This window comes from Bacillus badius NBRC 15713 (genome assembly GCF_001591605.1).
Taxonomy (GTDB): Bacteria; Bacillota; Bacilli; order Bacillales; family Domibacillaceae; genus Pseudobacillus; species Pseudobacillus badius.
In genome coordinates, this window is the sequence record NZ_BCVF01000010.1 from 25709 (window position 1) to 45885 (window position 20177).

The following is a 20177-nucleotide window of genomic DNA, read 5'->3' on the forward strand; positions in this document are numbered from 1 at the left end:
TAAAATACTAATAAAAAGAATAACATGAAAATCTTTCCTGTAAATCATTAAAATAGTCAGCTACTGCATGTAAATATTAATCAGTTCATAGCATCTTTCTCTGGTCAGATCAGCCTGCGTGCGGACATACTGGACGGTTTCAAATGACCCGCCTGCGTAGGCTTCCGATTCAGCTTTAGCCGTCCGGTCTCTATACTTGATCCATTGGCGCTGCTTCTCCCGTAATTGGCTCATTTCACCCGATGAAAGCTGCACCTTCAAGACGCCGTAAATTTCATTTAAAGCATCATCCCACTTTTTGTACATAGCAGCAGCGGCTTCCTTCATTTCCGCTGTTGTGCCATTCTCTGACGCATAGTACAAATCAGTCACTTCTGTTTCGATGGTATAAAGCTTTTGGAGATATTTATCCTTCTTACTGACAGAGGACGCCGCAAGCTCTCTCTCTTTTTCTGCCACAGTCTCTGCTGCTTTTTGCTGCTGTATCCGCTCATTGATGGACGTCTCAATCTTATTGACCTCTTCAGAAAAACGGGCCAAAACTGCCTCCATCTCTTGATCCTGCTTTAATTCGTTAATCGACTTTTGGGCATCACCGTAATCGCCAGCCCCAATTGTCTGCTGTATTTCCTCCAGCTTTTTCGCTACAGCATCCGACTGCTTCTCATTGTCACTTGCGGTTTTCACATACTCCTCCAGCGCTTCCTTCATATTGGCTGCCAAGTCCTCTTCTTTCAGCAGACTTTTAGCTTTCGTGAGAGCATCTTCCCAGTCGGCTTCCTCGATATCTTTTTTCACCTCATTGTAATCACTGACATTCTCGTATAGCCGTTTTGCCTCCCCATCCTTTGGCTTTTCATCCAAGGCCAGCTCAAAGGACGCCTGGGCCTTATCAAATTCTCCATCGGCCAATGCCAGCTTTCCTTGTTCCATCGCCTTGTCATATGTACCGCTGTTGCACCCGGATAACACCATTACCGCCAACACAGCTGCTGCCTTTTTCATAAATTCCTCCTAAAATAATGTAATAGTTAAGTATAAAGTACCACGCTCCGCCATTACCGTACAGAGCATCACGGGAAATTTAACATATTTTATCTGTGGAGGATGTTCTTTACTAGGTCATTTAGAAAAGAATGGCTGTTTGTGAATAAACAGCCCGGCTGCGAGGATAACAGTGCGGGTTGCACGCATAAAGTCTGCGGTTGCGTGCATAAAACCTGGAATTGCGTGCATAAAAGCAGACGTTGCGTGCATAAACCTTTCCGCAAAAAGAAAAACTGTCCGGCTGTTCACGGCCGGACAGTTTTTTTGACGAATTTACTTGTCAGTTGCCTCCACTGCAGGAGACGGCTTTTGAATGGTTAAGCAATGTATTCATCCGTTGTAATGTCGTCAGCAGTTTTTTTGCTGTAGTACTTGCCCTTCGTCGCAACAGCCAGCACAATAGTCAGAACGAATGCGATAATAGCCGCAAAGAAGGCAGCGACATTTTGCAGGAAGATGCCCATATACCCGAAGGCAGCAAGAGAACCGATCACACACGAGACAATCAGCGAAACCACACCGACCGGATTCCAGGCGTACAAGTATTCTTGCCGGTGTTCAAAATAATTAGGGCCAATTTTCAATATCCGCTTCACAACGAACGCATCGCATAGCAGCACCGCTGCCCAAGCCAGCAGGAAGACTCCCTGGAAAGTCAGCAAGCTCCCTAAGTGATCCAGCACGCCCCCAAGCATTAACACGATAGCAGCCACCGCTGTAAAGACGACCCAGAAATTTCGGCCCGGCTTGAATTTAAAAACGTTTTCAAAAAAGTTCGCGAGCGACAGTGAACTGCTGTATAAATTCGTAATATTAATCCGAAGCTGCGTTAAAATGGTAAATAGAGCACCGCCGATCCCAAGAATCTGCACAAAGTAAACGCCTGGATTCTCTTCACCCAATTGAACGCCAAACCAAATTCCGATGACACCCATAACAAAAAAACAAATGAGCTGCGGCAAAAAGCCAACGGCAAACACGCCGATCTTAAATTCTTCTTTTTTGATGAAGCGCGCATAGTCGGAAACAAGCAAAGCCATAATTCCAACAAGCCCGTTCATGATACCAATACAAGCCAGCAGGGATGCTCCCCCGACCTCTCCTCCTTCAGGAAGATACGTCCAAATGTTTCCTTCGAACGAAGAATTTTTCCAGACGATAAAAAATCCCGAGCCCAGCAACAGAACAAACAACGGCAGCGACCATTTCTGCAATTTGTCGAGCTGGCGAATACCGAACCAGTTGAGCGGAATAACAATTAAGCCAAAGAACACCATTAAACCCCAAATCGGCACAAAGGAAATGTATTCATGAACGGCAGCGGCCATAATCGATCCTTCGATTGCGCAATACATAATAAAATTCAGGGCATAAATCAACGAAGTAATCGAAGCGCCAAAATAACCGAATCCGCCGCCCCGGGCCATTAAGTTAACATTCAAGCCGGACTTAGCGGCATAAAAGCAAATGCCCATTCCTACTACGCCTGCAACAATAGTGGCATAAATTTCAGCCAGCAACGCATTTACAGCACCGAAAGAGATAGCCATCAAGCTGCCCATTTGGATAAAGAGCATGGCTGTTGCCACTCCCAGTGTGACATTGGTAATGCTCATCCAGCCCATCGTCCGTCCTTCCATCGGCACTTTCTCCAGTGAAAAATCATCCTTTTTTTCTTCTCTGCTAAGTTCTTCCTGATCTGCCATTGGCAATCTTTCTACCATCTAACACTCCTCCTCATTCTCTTAATGGGAAATAAATTAATCCCCTTCCCTCTTCGTTTTAAGAGTTGCTTTTATATAAGCAAGTATCAGACCAATTCCTCAAATTTTCTAAATAAATAAAAAATATTTTCGACAGTTTTTTCATTCCTAGCGATTATAGGGTCTATCGTCCTTTTCTCCTGCTTTTCTGGTGAGTTCCAGCAGGTGTTTTCTCCCTCTTTTCTTGCAAAATTGCAATCTATCTTTCATTTTTGATATTTTTCATCTTTGCAAGCGACGGCTCCCTTGGAAAAGCCCGGAAAAGCATAGACATCAAGAAACGGATTGTATAAGATGGGCGGTAGAAACGAAAAGTTATAAGGGGGTATTACCATGAATGAGGAAAAAGTAAGCCAATACATAAAAAATATTGATGGAGAACTGTGGCTCGTGGAGGATGATCGCGATAACTTGAAAGTAAGTTATCGGATCAAAGAAATCATTTTCACAGCCCAGTCTCCTTTCCAGCACATTATGGTTCTCGACACTTATGATTTCGGCAGAATGCTCGTGCTGGACGGGGTTGTGCAGTCGACTGAGAAAGACGGCTATATTTACAATGAAATGATTGCACACGTTCCTTTGCATATCCATCCGCACCCGAAAAAAGTATTAATTATCGGGGGCGGCGATTGCGGCGCAGCAAGAGAAGTGATCAAGTACAAACACGTGGAAGAGCTTTATTTCTGTGAAATTGATGAGCTCGTTGTCCGGGCAAGCAAAGAGCATTTAACAGGCGTCTCAGCCGGACTCGATGACCAGCGCGTTCATTATCTGTTCGCCGACGGCATTCAGTATATGAAAGAGCATAAGAATGAATTTGACATCATTATCGTGGACTCGTCAGACCCGGTCGGACCTGCCACTGAACTATTTGAATTTGATTTTTATAAAAACGTGTTTGAGGCGTTAAAAGACGACGGCCTGATGGTTTGCCAAAGTGAATCGCCGTTTTTCTATAGAGAAACCATGGACAACACCTACCATTCTCTCAACAGGCTGTTCGGGCATGTGAAGCAATATACAGCCGTGGTTCCAACCTATCCGGGCGGGCTGTGGAGCTTTACCCTCGCTTCTAAAAAATATCAAGCCTTTATTCAGCCGGACTATGAAAAAACGACGAAATATTTCAACGAAGAGATATTGCACGCCAGTTTTGCTTTGCCCGAATTTATGGCAACCGATAAGAAATAAAAAGACCGGATGCCGCCAGCTAAGCTGACGGCATCCGGTCTTTTTAAGGAGAAACTTATAAAATATCAAGCCAAATTTTAATCGCTGTGGCAGCAATTAAAATAGCAAGCAGCCATTGCAAAACTTTTGTATTCATCTTCTGTCCAACTTTAGCGCCAAGAGGAGAGGCAATTATGCTGGCAATAATCATAATAACCGCCGGCACAAACAGCACCTGGCCCGTCATCAGCTTCCCGGCCGTTGAACCGATCGAAGAAATGAAGGTGATGGCTAAAGAACTGGCAATCGTCATCCGTGTCGGAATTTTCAAGACGACCAGCATAATCGGCACGAGCAGAAAAGCGCCGGCCGCCCCAACAATACCGGCCCCAACTCCGACGATGAAAGCAAGTACGGCTGCCAGCCAGCCATTAAATGTAACTTCACTCATCGGTCGGTCATCAAGGTTCTTCTTTGGCACAAACATCATGATGGCGGCTAAAGCGGCCAATACGCCGTACACCACGTTAATTACTTCTTCTGACAGCCCTTCGGAACCAAAACCGCCGACGAAGCTGCCGAGCAAAACAGCGCCGCCCATGTAAATAATTAACTTTTTATTCAAATACTCACTTTTTCGGTACGCCCACACGCCGGCGATCGTGGCAAAAAACACCTGCACCGCGCTGATTCCGGATACTTCGTGGGCGCTGAAAGCCGCAAATCCAAGGAGCGGCGGAATGTAAAGCAGCATCGGATATTTAATAATCGAGCCGCCGATACCGACCATGCCCGAAATAAAAGATCCGATAAAGCCAATTAAAAAAATGACGAGCCAATAAAGAAAATCCATCTATACCACTCCAGTATTCAGTCCATTTTTTTCTGCTTCGCCCCCCAGGCGAAAACGCACGCCAGTGAAGCAGCGACAACGAGAACAGGGGCATACATAATAAGAAAGTGATGCATGTGCCAGTCCCTCCTATTCCATTCCTTTCACGTATTTACGATTAAATAAAAACAATTTAAGCAGCAGATACAGCGCCGGAATCAGCAGCAGCAGCCCGGCAATGAAAGCAACGACCAAGTAAATAGCCATCGTTTTATTGGTAAATCCATCGTAAATGGTCAGCACCGGATAAAGCAAGTACGGGTAATGGGAAATCCCATAGGCTAGAAAGGCCGTGAAATACTGCATAACAACGGCGAAGAAAGCCACTCCATAAGCCCGCTGCTTGTAAAACAAGGTGATGGCCGCGATGAAAAACACGAGTGATGCGACAAACATCCAAGAAACATCAGCCATACGGGCAAAATGCTCCGGATTATGCGAGCGTAGCGCATAAAAGACGAGAACCCCCGCTGCCACCGAAGGAATGCTCCAGCCAAGCGTGTAACGGCGAACGAGTTGCTCCGCCTTGTTGTCCTCAGCCTGGCGCGCATAATAGGTTAAAAAAGCTGCCGATATAAAGAGGACGCTTACGAGCGAAACGAGAACCACACTCCAAGAGTAAGGACTCGTCAGCAGCTCTTTCAGCTTCAAATGAACACCGCTCTTATCAATGGCAAGAAAACCGCCTTCGGAAATCGTTAATACAGTCGTTAAGGAAGCCGGGATTAACACGCCGGTGATTCCGTATATAAAGCTGTACACCTTATTTTCCTTTGAGCCGTAAGTGCCAAACGCGTAGTAGGAGCCGCGGATCGCCAGCAGGATAATCGAAATACTGGCTGGCACTAATAAGGCAGAACCGAAGTAATAGGCGGTCTTCGGAAAAAAGCCGACAATGCCGACAAAGAAAAATACAAGAAACACATTGGTAACTTCCCACACCGGGGACAAATAGCGCTGAATCATTTTGTGCAGGATGTGCTTTTGCCCTGTCCAATCGCTGTAAAGGCTGAAAAATCCGGCACCGAAGTCGATCGAACCGACGATCAAATAGCCAAACAAAAAGATCCATAATACACTAATGCCCAGCAACTCAAGCGACATATGAATCCCCCCTTGCCGCTAATTCATCTTCTGCCCGGTTGTTTTTAAACATATTGCGGAGCACAATGACCGCTCCGACGCCGAGAAGCACATACAAGGCGCCAAAGGCAACAAGCATGGTACCGACGTGCGGTGAAGCAGTAGCTGCTTCAGCTGTTTTCAGATAGCCGCGCAAAATCCATGGCTGACGGCCGACTTCCGCGAAAATCCAGCCGATTTCAATCGCAATCAAGGACATCGGTGCAGACAGCACCACCGCCCGCAGCAGCCATTTATTGTACATTTTCTTTGGCTTCCATTTAGATAAGACGGCATAAATCAAGGCGATGACAATTAACAGCATGCCTAGAGTGACCATCACATCAAATAGATAGTGAACATAAAGCGGCGGACGTTCATCCGCTGGAAATTCGTTCAATCCGATTACCTCAGTGCTTGGCAAATTCCCTGCCAAAATACTTAAAGCGAACGGAATTTTGATCGCTCCGCTGACATTTTGTTCTTCATCCAGTTTTCCAAATAACAGCAGGGGAGCTTCTCCCTCTGTCTCAAAATGCCATTCAGCGGCAGCCAGCTTTTCCGGCTGGTATTCTGCCAGGAACTTTCCGGATAAATCACCGACAAGCGCTGTAGCGATAGAAAAAACCAACGCCGGAATCAATGTAATCCGCAGCGCTTTTTTATAATACACATGCTGTCTGCCGCGAAGCAGATGATACGCAGCGAGCGCCGCTAAGATAAAGGCCGACGTCATATAAGCGGACACGAGCACGTGGCCCACTTTTGTTGGAACGGCTGGATTAAACATCGCTTTCAGCGGCTCAATGTTCATAATCGTTCCGTTCACAATCTCAAATCCTTGCGGCGTATTCATGAATGCGTTCACTGCCGTAATGAAGAAGGCGGACAACGAAGAGCCAATCACGACAGGAATAAGCAGCAGCAAGTGCGTTTTCGGATTTTTAAAACGGTCCCACGTATATAAATAGATGCCGAGGAAAATCGCTTCAAAGAAAAAAGCGAACGTTTCCATAAAGAGCGGCAAAGCGATCAGCTGTCCGGCCTGCTCCATAAAAGAAGGCCAAAGCAAGCTTAACTGCAGCCCGATGGCTGTTCCTGTCACAACCCCGACTGCAACAGTAATCGTAAATCCCCGCGTCCAGCGACGGGCCAAAAGCAGGTAATGAGGATCATTATGCTTCAGCCCCATCCATTGGGCAAGAGCAATAAATACTGGCACGCCCACTCCAATCGTAGCAAATAAGATATGGAATGCGAGTGTCATCTCGGTTAAGATTCTGCTATATAAAACGGCATCGTATTGCATGCTTTCTCCCTCCTAGATCATTACCAAGCTGAGTGCACTGCCAAGAGCCACAATCATGGCTGTCCAGAAATAAGCCGTTTCTTTCTTCTTCATGGTATCTCTTCCTTTCTGCTGTGATCTCACCTTTCTTTTTAAGTATAGAAAGAAAGCCTATGCCAATACATAGGGGCATCCCCCTATCCGTATTTTGTTTTTGACTACTTTATGAAGGTTGTCAGACAAAATAAAAAGATGCCCCAAGAAAAAACGTTGGGACACCCGCTAACGCATATCTGAAAAATAGTTTTTAATGCCATATTGGATCATTTCATGCTTCTGCTTGAGATCCAGCTTGTTCATAATATTGGATTTATGATTTTCCACTGTTTTCGCACTAATATGCAGCTTCTCGGCAATTTCCTTGTTCGTGTAACCGAGCACCGTGAGCCGCAGCACCTCTTGCTCCCTCAATGTTAAGGGGGAAACCGGCTTTTCTTTCTCCTTCATCATCTTCTCAATTTGCTCTTCGCTCAAATCCGTCCGATAATAGCGCTGGCCATGATAGACGTGATAAATTGCTTCATATAAATCGCTTCCCTGGCTTTTCTTCAAAATATAACCGTGCGCTCCCGATTGGATCGCTTGACGAATATAAGCCTCTTCATCATGCATCGTCAACAGCACGACTTTAATGTTCGGCTGCTGCTGGATCAGCTGCTTTGTAGTGGTAAAGCCGTCCAGCCCGTTAGGCATAGAGATATCCATTAAGACGACATCCGGCTCTGTCTGCATGGCCAGGACGAGCGCTTCATTCCCATCGCCGGCATCCGCAGCCACTTCAATATCAGCATAGCTTTCCAAAAGCAAAATAATCCCTTTTCGTATTAAATCGTGATCATCTACTACCATGACTTTCATCGATTTCTGCCCCGCTCTCATCTATAATCATCTTCGCTATAATGGTGGTGCCTTCGCCCGGTGCCGATTCAATGTAAAAGTGGCCGTTAAGCTGCTCAATCCTCTCGCGCATATGCTCTAATCCAAGCCCGCCCTTCGCTTTTTCCAACTCAAATCCTTTGCCGTCATCATGAACTTCAATAAGGAGCCGTTCTCCTTTTTTCATAATCAGCAAATAAACGTTTTGAGCCTCGGCATACTTGACCACATTATGGAGGGCTTCCTGAATGACGCGGTACACGTTAATTTCAACGGCGGAAGGCAGCCGCCCGCTAACATTCGTTTTTAAATCAATCGCTAAACCAGAAGTTGCCTGAACGGTTTGTCTCAATGTTTCCAAAGCAGGAATAAGTCCCAATCCGTCAAGGCTCGTCGGCCGAAGCTGATGCGAATACGCTTTAATGTCAGACATGGCGCGCTGAAGCTCCGCCCGTACTTCATTGACATAGTCATGAAGCCGCTGATCCTCCGTAATCGTTGATTCGATGGCCTGCAGCGCCACAGAAATGGTGTACAGCGATTGGCTCACCCCGTCATGGAGTTCATGGGCCAAGCGTTTATGCTCTTTTTCCTGCGCTTCAATTAAGCGCTTAATCATCATTTTGGAGATCCGCACCTCTTCTTCTTTTTGCCTGAGCGTCTGATCGCGCAGCACGAGCAAATACTCTTTGTCCTGGCGCTCCTGATCCTGGTAAATCAAGGCGGTGCTCATCTCAACATCAAGCTTCTTGCCGTGATAGACCGGCATTTGCGATAGAAAATAAGGCACTTCATTGCGCGCGATTAAATAGCAGCGGTTCTCTCCTTCCGCCGTTTTCCGCTCTTTGCAATAGGAACAAAACGGCACATGCTCACCGACCATCCAGCCTGTCAAACGGCCGGCAGCAGGATTCATCAGCAAAATTTCACGGTTTTGATCCATCACGATAATCCCATCTTGAATATGCTCAAAGATTTGATGCAAATATTTTTGGTCTACCGGATACTGTTCCATTGATCTGATCCTTTCCGTTTTCTCTCCCCTATTGTAAGCGAAAAACCGCCGATGATTCACGTCCTCACCGGCGGTTTCTTTTTATTTTCTTATTTTACTAGCTGCGGTACATCTTGTTTCCAGCGTGAAAAACCGCCTGACAGGTTTTTAACATTTTTAAATCCGTTTGCCTGCAAAATGCTGGCAGCGATAGCTGAGCGCACACCTGATCCGCATTGAGCAAGAAGCGGCTTGTCTTGCGGCACTTCTTCGAGGCGGCCCGGAAGCGTTCCAAGCATGATATGAACGGCCCCCGGAATATGGCCGGCATCCCATTCGGTTTGGCTGCGGACATCCAGCACGGCGATGTCGCCTTTTTCTACAGCGTCCTGTATGTCAGCCGGGTCGACGTTTTCATAGGCCTCCCATGCAGCGGACTGTTCTACAGCAGCTTGGACACTCATGTAACCGGCTGTGCGATCAATACCGATGGAGCGAAGGGCTGTCAGCACGTCTGGAAGCTGGCCGTCCTCTACCAGCAAATAAAGCGGAGCTTCATAGTTAACGAGCCATCCTGCCCAGTTCGTAAACGATTGGTTAAACGGAATATTGATCGTTCCGGCAATATGCTTCTCGGCAAATTGAGCGGCCGGACGTGTGTCAATCACCATTCCTTGTGAAAGCCAGTCATGCAGAGCAGAGGCATCCGTTGCTTTCACAGGCACTTGGGTATCCTTCAGCAGCGCAGGACCGACCTTATTGACATGCTTCATCACGGCGAAATACTTTGGCGGCTCAGGCTGGCCGTCAAGCAGCGCTTCCACAAAAGCAGCTTCATCATCAAATTCCATCGCCCAGTTGAACATCTTTTCATAGCCAACCGTTGAGGAAGGGACCGCTCCTAACGCTTTTCCGCAGGCACTTCCCGCTCCATGAGCCGGCCATACTTGCAAATAGTCTGGAAGCTCTTTAAAGCGTTGAATAGAAGCAAACATTTGCTTCGCTCCCTCATGAGCCGTTCCGCTATATCCGGCTGCTTTTTCCAATAAGTCCGGACGGCCGACGTCGCCGACAAACACAAAGTCACCAGTGAAAATGCCCATCGGACGGTCGGCACCGCCGCCGTTATCAGTCAGAATAAACGAAATGCTCTCCGGCGTATGTCCCGGTGTGTGCATGACTTCGAGTGTTAAATTCCCAATCTTAAACGTGTCGCCGTCTTTTAAAAGCTGATGGTCGATGCTGTCAAGATTTTGGTACTTCCAGTTCTCGTCTCCTTCATCAGATACATACATTTTGGCTCCGAAACGGTCCGCCATCTCCCGGGACCCTGCGACAAAGTCCGCATGGATATGGGTTTCTGCGGCAGCAGTCAGCTGCAAGCCTTCTTTCTTCGCTGTCTCCACGTATTGTTCAATGTTGCGGGAGGCGTCAATGACGAGCGCTTCCCCTGTTTTTTGGCAGCCGATTAAATATGAAGCATGAGCCAGCTTTTCATCATAAAAATAACGCAATAACATCTTGGTCACTCTCCCTGTTCATGGTCTAGATTTTCAGTTTTTTATTATGAAGATTTTTTAGGCAGGGTTTCGATCAGTGCCTGCACATAAGACAATATCCGCTGGACGGATGGGTCCTTCATCCACTTCAAGACAGTAAAAATGGAGATATGCTGGGAATTCGCTTCTGCCTTCGCTTGCACTTCTTCCCATAATGACCGGCCTTTTTCCGCCTTTTCACGAAGCGGTTCTGTATACTCTTCGACACTGTTTTGTAAATAAGCGATCGATTTTTCATCAGCCAGCACATTTTCCGCGAAACGAACAACGGTTTCCAGCTTTTCCATCAGTTCCAATAGTAAAGGCAATTTCTCCAGCAGACGAAGAGCGGCTTCCAGTGTATTTATGTCGATATTGATGCTGTCAACCTTCATTTTCACCTTTTCCATCGTGCGCTCATCTTCCAGAACTGATTGGCCAAAGGTGAGCAGATGGTCTGCCTGCTCGATTTTCGTCGTTAAATCCGGCAGCTTCTCAATGAGCTTTTGCAGAGAAGCCTGTACTTCCGGTTTGTTTAATTCATCGACCCAGTCTTGTTTTGAAATTGAGACTGCCATTGCTCTCCACTCCTTTCTGCTGTTACATAATTCCTTTCAGCATGCCGTCCCAGTACATTATTGGCAGCAAATCCTTTTTCATGATATACATGCTGCGCCGTTCTTTCGCCTGATTAAGCGGGAAGGATTCACTCGGAATTTTTCCATACTTAAACTCGGCCAGCACTAAGCTGTTGTAGCCGGTGACGAGCGGGCAGGAGCTATAGCCGTCATAGGTTGCCTTCATCGGTTCTTCCTTCAAGAGAGCGAGTACATTTTCCGCTACAACAGGTGCCTGCTTGCGGATAGCGGCGCCGGTTTTCGATGTTGGCAAGTCCGCGCAATCACCCAGGGCAAACACATTTTCATATGTTTGGTGCTGAAGTGTGTACGGATGAACATCTACCCAGCCGTTTTCCCCGGCCAGCGGGCTGTTGCGGATAAACGAAGGCGCCCGCATTGGCGGCGTTACATGAATCATGTCATATTTGACAGTTGATTGCTCTTTCGTATCCAGATTCTCGAATACCGCTTCTTTCTTATCCGCCCGGATTTCAATCAGGTTTTGACGGAAGCGGGCATCGATTTTTTTGCGTGCCACTACTTTTTCCAGCGTATCGCGGTATTTCTGTACATCGAAAATAGCCGGATTGGCAGAGCCAAAAATAACATTGGTTTGATCTCTTATGCCTGTGCGGCTAAAATGGTCTTCCGCCAGGTACATAATCTTCTGCGGAGCACCGCCGCATTTAACCGGTGTAGCCGGATGAGTGAACACCGCATTGCCGCCTTTGAATGAGCGGATCGCTTCCCATGTATAGTCGGTATAGTCATAGGAATAATTGCTGCAGACGCCTCCTTTGCCAAGAGCCTCTTTCAAGCCTTTGACGCCGTCCCAATGAATTTCAATTCCTGCTGCGGCTACTAAATAGTCATAAGAAAGTGTCTCCCCGTTTTCCAGCTTCACTTCATTCTTCTTAGGATCAAAGGAAGCAACCGCCTGCTGGACCCATACCGCTCCTTCAGGGATTACCTCTTTCATGCTCCGTTCCGTATCTTCTTTCTTCGCTGCTCCTCCGCCCACGAGAGTCCATAGCGGCTGATAATAATGATGATCAGCCGGATCTATAATCGCGATATCGCCCGCAAGCGATTTCATGCCATTCAACAATCTGGCAGCGGTGCTGATTCCTGCTGAACCTCCGCCTACGATGATGATTCGATAATGTTTCCCCATCTTTATCTTCCTCCCAGATATGATAATGACAAGGACAAGCCTTGTCCCTGTGAGTAACTCTGTGCTTATATATTCATGATAGTTGATCGTTATGCTTCATACTATAGGGGGTTACCCCTATATTTAACCGCGCGCCCGCACGAAAAAACCCCTTTGCAGAAGCTGTCTGTTCGAACAAACAGACCTTCTGCAAAGGGGTTTTCATTTGAGTTAGTTAGTTTTCCAAAATGGCCATCACTTGCTTGACAGAGTGGACAGATCGATCGAGGGCTGCTTTTTCTGCGGCTGTCAGCGGCAGTTCTATAATACTTTCAATTCCTTCTCCGCCAAGAATGGTCGGCACCCCTAAGTATAAGTCGTGATAGCCGTACTCTCCCTCCAGGTAAGCGATCGATGGGAGAATCCTTTTTTTGTCGCGAATGATCGCCTCCGCCATCTCCACAAGAGAAGCTGCCGGTGCGTAGTAAGCACTGCCGTTTCCGAGCAGGTTGACGATTTCTCCGCCTCCCTTTCTCGTTCTTTCCACAATGGCCTCCAGCCGGTCTGCCGGAATAATTTTCTCGAGCGGGATTCCGCCAGCATAGGAATAACGGACAAGAGGAACCATGTCATCCCCATGTCCCCCAAGAACAAATCCTGAGATGTCCTCGACTGAGATGTTTAATTCTTCTGCGACAAACGTATTGAATCTTGCTGTATCAAGCACGCCTGATTGGCCAATGACCCGGTGCTTTGGAAATTGGGTTGTTTGGTAGCAAACATAAGTCATTGCATCCACCGGATTGCTTAGCACGAGGATAAAGCTGTCCGGAGCATGCTCCTTCACTTTAAGAGAAATCGAGCGCATGATTTTCGCATTGGTTGACACGAGGTCATCGCGGCTCATCCCCGGCTTTCTGGCAATGCCGGCCGTAATGATGACCATATCCGCTCCTTCAATGTCCCGATAGTCAGCTGTTCCCCTCACCCGGGCATTAAACCTTTGCACAGGTCCCGCTTCCAGCAAGTCCAGCGCTTTTCCTTTGGTCGGATTGCTTTGCTCCGGCGTATCCACTAAAATGACATCCCCTAAATCCTTTTGGGCGATCATCAGAGCCGTTGTGGCCCCGGTAAAACCAGCGCCAATTACGGCAATCTTCGGGCGCTTAAATGCCATGGATGTTGCTCCTTTCTACCTTATTCTTCTGTTTTTGGCTCCGGATCCGTTTTCTTCCGGTTCGTGCGGGCAGGAGATGGAGCCGGCTTAGAAGCAGGTTTCTTTTCTGTTTCAGAAGCTTGGCTTAATTGCTTTCGCTTGCGTACCATTTCATACGTTTCTTCATCCATGCGGGGAATCACGCGCGCGGACACCAGCTCTCCAACCCGGGCAGCTGCCTCTTTTCCGGCGTCAACCGCTGCTTGGACCGCGCCGACATCTCCTTCCACAAGGACGGTGACGAGAGCGCCATCAATTTTTTCCTGATTCATCAGCTGCACACTTGCCGCCTTCAACATCGCATCCGCTGCTTCAATGGACCCGACTAATCCGCGTGTTTCAATCATTCCGATTGCTCTTGGCATTCACCCCACTCCTTTCTATGTGTCTACAATCTCGGTGGAATCGACAATTCCAATGACGACCGCATCAATCGGCAAAGGATTGTCCGGCATAATGAACCGGGCGGACCCTCCTTCTGTTATGATCACTTGATCCCCGATGCCCGCTCCGATTCTATCGGCCGCAATAATTGGCGTATGGATAGATGAACCGTCAGGATGAATAGGCTGGACAAACAGCAGCTTTAATCCGGTAAGCCCATCTTCTTTTCTTGTCGCCCACACATTCCCAATCACAGTTCCCATTCTCATCTCTTCACCGCCTTACTTGTCGATTACTTCGATTTTTTTTCCTAGCTCACGTGCTGTATCTTTGGCTAACGGGGTGATGATCGTGGCTTTTCCGACACGGATCACCGTTTCCTCCATTTGCCTCACTTCATGCTGAGACAGCAGCTTGCCATCAAAAATGGCACTGTGACGGACGCTTTCCTGCGGCTGTACAGGCGCTGCAGGCAGGGATGGCCTCTGTCCCTCTGACACGATTTCACCTATTTGACCGGCCCGGATGAAGGCGGCATTTGCTTCATCCGTATCGATGTGCATTTCCAGCCGGTAGGAAGCAGATACACGGACAAGCACTTTTTCAAAGGTGACCGGCCGTGCCGTTTCCGCCCTCACTTGGACATACTGGCCATCCTGGACCTGAAGGCGGTCGGCGTCAGCCGGCGTCATATGAATATGCGCCTGCGCGATAATTAATCCTTCCGTTAAATAAATGCTGCCTTTCGGGCCGATAATGGTAATCGGTGCAGAGCCTTTAATATCACCCGACTGCCGAATCGGCGGCTTGACCCCCAGCTTAAAGGCATCTGTTTGGCTCACTTCCACTTGGGTGAGGCTGCGGGAAGGCCCAAGGACGCGAACACGATCGATCGTGCCTTTCGGGCCTGACAAAATAACCGTTTCCTCCGCAGCAAATTGATTCGGCTGTGATAAATCGCTTTTCTTCTTCAGCTGATAAGAGGAGCCAAACAAAGCATCCACGTGCTGTTCAGACAGATGAACATGACGGGCTGATACGGCAATCGGAATCTCCTTCGTCCCTGCTGCCGGCTCTTTCCTGCCCAACTGCTGGATTACTTCTTCCACGATCGATTGAATCCAGTCTGAATCCATAAGCATTCACCTCTTCTCATGCGCTTCTTTGCTTACTCAACGATTTCCGGCGCTTTTGGCAAAATGGATTCCAGTTCGTTATGCGGGCGCGGAATGACATGAACAGAGTTCAGTTCCCCCACACGCTGAGCTGCCGCTGCTCCTGCATCTGTTGCTGCCTTAACAGCGCCGACATCACCGCGGACGAGCACTGTCACAATTCCGCCGCCGACATGCACTTTTCCAACTAAATGCACGCTTGCTGCTTTAACCATTGCGTCCGCTGCTTCGATAGATGCTACTAATCCTTTTGTCTCGATCATTCCTAATGCTGTCATTTCTCTTGCCATTTTATATTCCTCCTAAAAGTTTATTTGTTGTATTGTTCAATGACTTTATTGACAAGCTGGGCTACTTCTTCCACGTTGACTTGTCCGCTTTTTCCCATGGAAGCAATGACACTTTTCACAATTTTGTCTGTCTGCTTGGCGGCCGCCGGAGAAGGAGAAGAGGCTCCTTTTCTCGGAATATCGACCTCTTTAATTCCGTAAGCCATCCGTTTAATGTTAAGCAAATGGCGGGCTGTAATGTTATCTGATGTAATATTGCCGCCAAATGATCCGCAGCCGAGCGTCATAGATGGCGCAAGCCCTGTTGTGCCTCCTACGGCGCCGACAGAAGATAAAGTATTCACTAAAATTCTGGAAACCGGCATATCGACCGCAAACTCCCGGGCAACAGCATCATCTTGCGTGTGAATCGACAAGCTGTGCCCGCGGCCTCCCAAATCAAGAAGCCGTCCGCATAACTCCTTTGCCTCCGTTTTGTTTTTCGCTGTATACAAGGCAAAGATCGGGGAGAGCTTTTCCAAAGAAAACGGCACCTCCTTGCCGACTTTTGTCTCTTCGGCAACGAATAAGCGCACAGAATCGTCGATTTCAATCCCTGCCAATCCGGCAATGTATTGCGGACTTCTGCCGACAATTTTCGGATTGACCTTTCCAGGCACAGGAGAAATGACTTTTTCCATACGCCGCTTTTCTTCTTCATTCAGTAAATAGGCACCATTGGCTTTCAATTCGCGCAGCGTGGCTTCAAAGATGCTTTCATCCACGATGATTGCCTGCTCTGTGGCACAAATCGTTCCATAATCAAATGATTTGCTGTCGACAATCATGGACACGGCCTTCGCAACGTTGGCTGTTTTTTCAAGATAAACAGGCACGTTTCCAGGACCGACGCCATAAGCAGGCTTCCCGGAGCTGTAAGCGGCTCTGACCAGGCCGCCTCCGCCCGTTGCCAAAATCAAATGGACGTCCGGATGGGTCATTAAAGACTGCGTTGCTTCCATGGAGGCGTAAGACAGCCAGCCGATCAACCCTTCAGGCGCTCCCGCTCCGACTGCCGCCTGCTCGCAAACCTTCAACGCCTCAATCGTGCATTTCACCGCGTAAGGATGCGGGCTGACAATGATGGCATTTCGTGTTTTTAAAGCAATCAATGTTTTGAAAAAGGCGGTGGATGTCGGATTGGTCGTCGGAATAATCGCTGCTACTACACCAAAGGGCGCAGCCACTTCAACCATTTGCTTTTCCTTGTCTTCCCTGATAATGCCGACTGTCTTTTCATCCTTGATTGATTCATATACCGCTTTGGAGCCTACTTCATTTTTAATCTGTTTATGCTCAGCGACCCCCATGCCCGTCTCTTCTACTGCCATGACCGCCAATTCACGGGACATGGCATAGGCAGCATCGGCGACAGCTTTGACAATTTGATCTACCTGCTCTTGAGAATAAGATAGATAACGCTGCTGAGCTGCTTTTGCTTTTCTAACCGCTTCCCGCATCTCTTGGATGGCAAGCAGATCGCGGTCTATTGCTACAGACATACTTTCACACTCCTTCTCATCCGGCTTTATTTCATTAGTAGTGAAGCGGATGCTTCGCTACTTCGATAATCGTTTCCCGAAAGGCATCGGCGGCCGCCCGGCAAGCTGACTGGCTTCCCGTTAACAGGGCGCCTCCATAATTTGTTTCCGATGGAGGCTCAAACAGCTCACAAATCGTCACGTCCGCCGCTTTTAAAGCCGCATCCAGCCCATATATTGCTTCAAGGGGAGGAGCGATCAAATAAGCAAGCGCCTCTCCTTCCTCAATCCCGGCCAATGAAGATAAATAACTGCCGGTTCTTGAAACCACATGAGCATATAAAAGGTGGCTCTTCTCTTCATCCAGCGCCTCAAAGAATGCGCCAGATTCCACCGTTGTTTCAACCGCCTCCAGGCCGCTTCTTACCTGCTCAGGCGTCGGTCCGGCAATGACGCCGATCATTTCTCCTGACAAAGGGCCGGAGGAATAGTTCGCGCCCGCGTAGAAGGATTTGGCATAAACCACATCCACATCCGCATATTTCGTGGCCTCGTCCAGTGCCGTATAGCCAATATCATCGCTTGTGATGGTGAACATCCCGAGACTGCGGTGATGGCTTTGCAATTTCAGCTTGCCTGCCAAGCCCTGATCCACATTAGCAATGACCCGCACGGCGAGAATGTCAGCTTTTACATGAGGTAAATGCATCGGTTGTTCCGCCTCCTAGCTTTCTTTTTTCACGAGCGACACGCCGCTGGCTTGGTGCTTTAAAATCTTTTGGACGACCGTTCCCAGATAGGCGCCTGCTTCTACTGGCGGAATGCCGCCTTTATGAATGTTCGATACGACCATCCGGTCCGCCTCGATCACTCCTTTTCTCGGCTTGTAGCACATGTACGCACTTAATGATTCCGCGCTCACAAGGCCGGGACGCTCACCAATCAGCATCACGACGACATCTGGGGTTAGAATCTCGCCGATTTCATCCATTAACGCCACCCGCCCTTTGTCTACATAAAAGGTGGTGCCCATGCTGATGTTTAAATTGTTCAGCGATTGCTGCAATGACAAGTAAACGTCTTCGATATTGGTTTCAACCGCTTTGGCGCTTAAGCCGTTTGAAATCACGATTTGTACGGTAGGCGAAGACTGGCATCTCTCTTTAATCATCTTCCTTGCTTCATCTGACAGCTGGCGCCCGTAATCCGGACGGCGAATATATTCTTCCTTGTCCTTCACACGCGTCTGAACGGTAAATACTCCCAGATTCTTCAAAACCTCTGGCGCCACTTCCCCGTAAACGGCATCAACGGCAGCCGCATGGTCAAAGCGGAACTGGAGCCACGTATTGGTCTTCGGGCGGTTGCCCGCTCGGCCGACAGCAATCCGCGACGGCGTTTTCTTGCGAAGCTCTTCCAGCTGTTTCTCTTTCTTTTCTGCTTCCGCCGTATCAGCGGACTTCTGCTTAGAAGCTGATGAAAGCGGTGCTGCCTGCCTGTGCTGCTTCGGCTGCAGCGGCTTCCATTCGATTTGTCCTGCACTTTGTTCCTTCAATTCAACCGGCGGCAGATCTTTCGGCCCTTTGCTCCATAAGTTCACTTCAGGCTCTTGCGGCTGCTGTTCCTGACTGAGCTTTTCCACAACCAGCTTTGTAATTGAAGCAACTAATTCTTCCTTCATGCTATCGCCTCCTATCTTGAAAACATCGTTGGGTCACCTGCGTACTTGCTCAATCTTCCATTCTCGAAAATCCCCATTTTCTCAAGCCATGCGGCGAACTCAGGGGAAGGGGCTTTTCCAAGTGTTTGGCGCAACGTAGCAATGTCGTGATAGCTCATAGACTGATAGTTCAGCATGCAATCATCCCCCATCGGTGTCGCAATAATGAAATTCACTCCCGCGGCGGCTAAAAGCACGCCAAGATCCTCGATATCATTTTGATCGGCGCGAATATGGTTGGTATAGCAAATATCGACACCCATTGGCAGGCCATGCATTTTGCCCATAAAATGATCTTCAAGCCCCGCCCGGATCACCTGCTTGCTGTTATACAAGTATTCCGGGCCGATAAAGCCAACGACCGTGTTCACAATATACGGATTGTAATGCCGGGCAAAGCCGTAATTCCTTGATTCCAATGTCATTTGATCCATTCCGTAATGGGCTTCCGCCGACAATTCCGAGCCTTGTCCTGTTTCAAAATACAGCCGTTCCGGACCGGCGCTCGTTCCAAATTTTTTCGCCATGTCCGCCGCCTCATGCAAAAGCTCAGCGGAAATACCGAAGGAACGGTTGGCTTTTTCCGTGCCGGCGATGCTCTGGAAAATCATATCGGCAGGTGCCCCTTTTTCAATCGCTTTCATTTGGGTAGTAACATGGGCAAGCACACAGTTCTGGGTTGGAATGTTCCATTCTTCAATAAACTCATGGCTTGCCTGCAGCAGCCGTTTGACGCTTTCGACAGAATCATCAACCGGATTGATGCCTACTACCGCATCTCCTACCCCGTAGGACAAGCCGTCCTTCAGCGAGGCAATCATGCCCTCGATGTTATCTGTCGGGTGATTCGGCTGCAGCCTTGAGGCGAGCGTGCCTCTCTGGCCAATCGTTATGTTGCAGGTTGTTAAAATCTCTATTTTGCCGGCGGCGTGCACTAGGTCTAAGTTAGACATGAGCTTCGCGACCGCCGCGATCATTTCGCTCGTTAGCCCCTGGCTCATGCGCTTTAACTCCCGGTCCCCGGTTTCATTGTCTAAAATGTACTCGCGCAATTCAGCCACCGACCAGTTTTTGATTTGCTTGTAAATCGGCTCGTTAATATCGTGTTCGATGATGGCGGATACTTCGTCTTTCTCAGCCTCAATCATCGGATGATTGCGGATATCGGCTAGCGTAATGCCGCTTAAGACGGATTTGGCTGCGATTCGTTCCTGCACCGTTTCGGCCGCGATCCCTGCAAGCCGGTCTCCCGATTTTTCTTCATTGGCTTTTGCGAAAAGCTCTTTCAAATCCTTGAATTGAAAGGTCTTTCCCCCAATCGTTGTTTTCAGCTTCACTTTGCCTGC

The 20177-nt window shown here is 48.3% G+C and carries 21 protein-coding genes; 1 reads left to right on the plus strand and 20 read right to left on the minus strand.

Annotation, left to right across the window (positions count from 1 at the left end; translation table 11 throughout):
• Window positions 1-60 precede the first annotated feature (60 nt).
• Entirely contained in the window at window positions 61-1005 is a 945-nt protein-coding gene (locus tag BBA02S_RS07160) for a lysozyme inhibitor LprI family protein (RefSeq protein ID WP_052477311.1), read from the minus strand.
• 359 nt (window positions 1006-1364) lie between these two features.
• Window positions 1365-2771 carry a purine-cytosine permease family protein gene (locus tag BBA02S_RS07165; RefSeq protein WP_041095219.1) on the minus strand — a complete coding sequence of 469 codons (1407 nt, stop codon included), beginning with the start codon at window positions 2769-2771 and terminating at the stop codon, window positions 1365-1367.
• Between the two features lie 372 nt (window positions 2772-3143).
• Between BBA02S_RS07165 and speE the strand changes: the two genes are divergently transcribed.
• Complete coding sequence (gene speE / locus BBA02S_RS07170; protein ID WP_041113768.1) at window positions 3144-4004, plus strand: polyamine aminopropyltransferase; 861 nt, start codon at window positions 3144-3146, stop codon at window positions 4002-4004.
• Window positions 4005-4059: 55 nt separating this feature from the next.
• Here speE and BBA02S_RS07175 read toward each other — a convergent pair whose 3' ends face one another.
• The 18 genes from BBA02S_RS07175 to BBA02S_RS07255 all read right to left on the minus strand — a co-directional run bounded on the left by BBA02S_RS07175 (window position 4060) and on the right by BBA02S_RS07255 (window position 20168).
• The gene (locus tag BBA02S_RS07175) at window positions 4060-4836 is read right to left on the minus strand and encodes a sulfite exporter TauE/SafE family protein (RefSeq protein WP_041095223.1); all 777 of its coding nucleotides are present in this window, start codon (window positions 4834-4836) and stop codon (window positions 4060-4062) included.
• A 17-nt stretch (window positions 4837-4853) separates the two neighbouring features.
• Complete coding sequence (gene cydS / locus BBA02S_RS21695) at window positions 4854-4952, minus strand: cytochrome bd oxidase small subunit CydS family protein (RefSeq protein WP_412674649.1); 99 nt, start codon at window positions 4950-4952, stop codon at window positions 4854-4856.
• 13 nt (window positions 4953-4965) lie between these two features.
• Window positions 4966-5979, minus strand: coding sequence for a cytochrome d ubiquinol oxidase subunit II (locus tag BBA02S_RS07180; RefSeq protein ID WP_041095225.1), 1014 nt, complete (start codon window positions 5977-5979; stop codon window positions 4966-4968).
• Window positions 5969-7306 carry a cytochrome ubiquinol oxidase subunit I gene (locus tag BBA02S_RS07185; protein WP_041095227.1) on the minus strand — a complete coding sequence of 446 codons (1338 nt, stop codon included), beginning with the start codon at window positions 7304-7306 and terminating at the stop codon, window positions 5969-5971. Before BBA02S_RS07185 ends, BBA02S_RS07180 begins: the two co-directional genes overlap by 11 nt.
• A 261-nt stretch (window positions 7307-7567) precedes the next feature.
• Window positions 7568-8203, minus strand: coding sequence for a response regulator (locus BBA02S_RS07190; RefSeq protein WP_041095229.1), 636 nt, complete (start codon window positions 8201-8203; stop codon window positions 7568-7570).
• Window positions 8181-9236: a PAS domain-containing sensor histidine kinase gene (locus BBA02S_RS07195; RefSeq protein WP_041095231.1), complete on the minus strand. Its 1056-nt coding sequence runs from the start codon at window positions 9234-9236 to the stop codon at window positions 8181-8183. The genes BBA02S_RS07190 and BBA02S_RS07195 overlap by 23 nt, the downstream gene beginning before the upstream one ends.
• Window positions 9237-9325: 89 nt before the next feature.
• Window positions 9326-10735, minus strand: coding sequence for an MBL fold metallo-hydrolase (locus BBA02S_RS07200; RefSeq protein ID WP_041113769.1), 1410 nt, complete (start codon window positions 10733-10735; stop codon window positions 9326-9328).
• A 44-nt stretch (window positions 10736-10779) separates the two neighbouring features.
• On the minus strand, window positions 10780-11331 hold the full coding sequence (locus BBA02S_RS07205; protein WP_041113770.1) for a hypothetical protein: 552 nt from the start codon (window positions 11329-11331) through the stop codon (window positions 10780-10782).
• A 22-nt stretch (window positions 11332-11353) separates the two neighbouring features.
• Window positions 11354-12547 (minus strand): NAD(P)/FAD-dependent oxidoreductase, encoded by a 1194-nt coding sequence (locus BBA02S_RS07210; RefSeq protein WP_041095237.1) that lies wholly within the window; start codon window positions 12545-12547, stop codon window positions 11354-11356.
• 214 nt (window positions 12548-12761) lie between these two features.
• Complete coding sequence (mdh, locus tag BBA02S_RS07215) at window positions 12762-13703, minus strand: malate dehydrogenase (RefSeq protein ID WP_041095239.1); 942 nt, start codon at window positions 13701-13703, stop codon at window positions 12762-12764.
• 20 nt (window positions 13704-13723) lie between these two features.
• Complete coding sequence (locus tag BBA02S_RS07220) at window positions 13724-14107, minus strand: BMC domain-containing protein (protein WP_041113771.1); 384 nt, start codon at window positions 14105-14107, stop codon at window positions 13724-13726.
• Window positions 14108-14122: 15 nt separating this feature from the next.
• Entirely contained in the window at window positions 14123-14395 is a 273-nt protein-coding gene (locus BBA02S_RS07225) for a EutN/CcmL family microcompartment protein (protein WP_041095243.1), read from the minus strand.
• Between the two features lie 12 nt (window positions 14396-14407).
• Entirely contained in the window at window positions 14408-15262 is an 855-nt protein-coding gene (gene pduL / locus BBA02S_RS07230; protein WP_041113772.1) for a phosphate propanoyltransferase, read from the minus strand.
• A 32-nt stretch (window positions 15263-15294) separates the two neighbouring features.
• Window positions 15295-15591: an ethanolamine utilization microcompartment protein EutM gene (gene eutM / locus BBA02S_RS07235; protein WP_041095247.1), complete on the minus strand. Its 297-nt coding sequence runs from the start codon at window positions 15589-15591 to the stop codon at window positions 15295-15297.
• A 20-nt stretch (window positions 15592-15611) separates the two neighbouring features.
• Complete coding sequence (locus BBA02S_RS07240) at window positions 15612-17132, minus strand: aldehyde dehydrogenase family protein (protein ID WP_052477312.1); 1521 nt, start codon at window positions 17130-17132, stop codon at window positions 15612-15614.
• A 34-nt stretch (window positions 17133-17166) separates the two neighbouring features.
• Window positions 17167-17820, minus strand: a complete 654-nt coding sequence (gene eutL / locus BBA02S_RS07245) for an ethanolamine utilization microcompartment protein EutL (RefSeq protein ID WP_041113773.1) — start codon at window positions 17818-17820, stop codon at window positions 17167-17169.
• Window positions 17821-17835: 15 nt separating this feature from the next.
• The gene (gene eutC / locus BBA02S_RS07250) at window positions 17836-18792 is read right to left on the minus strand and encodes an ethanolamine ammonia-lyase subunit EutC (RefSeq protein WP_041113774.1); all 957 of its coding nucleotides are present in this window, start codon (window positions 18790-18792) and stop codon (window positions 17836-17838) included.
• A gap of 11 nt (window positions 18793-18803) precedes the next feature.
• Complete coding sequence (locus tag BBA02S_RS07255; protein WP_041095253.1) at window positions 18804-20168, minus strand: ethanolamine ammonia-lyase subunit EutB; 1365 nt, start codon at window positions 20166-20168, stop codon at window positions 18804-18806.
• Between the last annotated feature and the right edge of the window lie 9 nt (window positions 20169-20177).

Bases quoted from the DNA above. Each gene is read 5' to 3' on its own strand.
- BBA02S_RS07240 (WP_052477312.1), bottom strand. From the start codon at position 17,132: ATGTCTGTAGCAATAGACCGCGATCTGCTTGCCATCCAAGAGATGCGG.
- eutL (WP_041113773.1), bottom strand. From the start codon at position 17,820: ATGCATTTACCTCATGTAAAAGCTGACATTCTCGCCGTGCGGGTCATT.
- BBA02S_RS07180 (WP_041095225.1), bottom strand. From the start codon at position 5,979: ATGTCGCTTGAGTTGCTGGGCATTAGTGTATTATGGATCTTTTTGTTT.
- BBA02S_RS07200 (WP_041113769.1), bottom strand. From the start codon at position 10,735: ATGTTATTGCGTTATTTTTATGATGAAAAGCTGGCTCATGCTTCATAT.
- BBA02S_RS07185 (WP_041095227.1), bottom strand. From the start codon at position 7,306: ATGCAATACGATGCCGTTTTATATAGCAGAATCTTAACCGAGATGACA.
- pduL (WP_041113772.1), bottom strand. From the start codon at position 15,262: ATGGATTCAGACTGGATTCAATCGATCGTGGAAGAAGTAATCCAGCAG.
- BBA02S_RS07220 (WP_041113771.1), bottom strand. From the start codon at position 14,107: ATGCCAAGAGCAATCGGAATGATTGAAACACGCGGATTAGTCGGGTCC.
- cydS (WP_412674649.1), bottom strand. From the start codon at position 4,952: ATGCATCACTTTCTTATTATGTATGCCCCTGTTCTCGTTGTCGCTGCT.
- BBA02S_RS07205 (WP_041113770.1), bottom strand. From the start codon at position 11,331: ATGGCAGTCTCAATTTCAAAACAAGACTGGGTCGATGAATTAAACAAA.
- BBA02S_RS07190 (WP_041095229.1), bottom strand. From the start codon at position 8,203: ATGAAAGTCATGGTAGTAGATGATCACGATTTAATACGAAAAGGGATT.
- speE (WP_041113768.1), top strand. From the start codon at position 3,144: ATGAATGAGGAAAAAGTAAGCCAATACATAAAAAATATTGATGGAGAA.
- BBA02S_RS07165 (WP_041095219.1), bottom strand. From the start codon at position 2,771: ATGGTAGAAAGATTGCCAATGGCAGATCAGGAAGAACTTAGCAGAGAA.
- BBA02S_RS07175 (WP_041095223.1), bottom strand. From the start codon at position 4,836: ATGGATTTTCTTTATTGGCTCGTCATTTTTTTAATTGGCTTTATCGGA.
- mdh (WP_041095239.1), bottom strand. From the start codon at position 13,703: ATGGCATTTAAGCGCCCGAAGATTGCCGTAATTGGCGCTGGTTTTACC.
- BBA02S_RS07160 (WP_052477311.1), bottom strand. From the start codon at position 1,005: ATGAAAAAGGCAGCAGCTGTGTTGGCGGTAATGGTGTTATCCGGGTGC.
- BBA02S_RS07225 (WP_041095243.1), bottom strand. From the start codon at position 14,395: ATGAGAATGGGAACTGTGATTGGGAATGTGTGGGCGACAAGAAAAGAA.
- BBA02S_RS07195 (WP_041095231.1), bottom strand. From the start codon at position 9,236: ATGGAACAGTATCCGGTAGACCAAAAATATTTGCATCAAATCTTTGAG.
- eutM (WP_041095247.1), bottom strand. From the start codon at position 15,591: ATGGCAAGAGAAATGACAGCATTAGGAATGATCGAGACAAAAGGATTA.
- eutC (WP_041113774.1), bottom strand. From the start codon at position 18,792: ATGAAGGAAGAATTAGTTGCTTCAATTACAAAGCTGGTTGTGGAAAAG.
- BBA02S_RS07210 (WP_041095237.1), bottom strand. From the start codon at position 12,547: ATGGGGAAACATTATCGAATCATCATCGTAGGCGGAGGTTCAGCAGGA.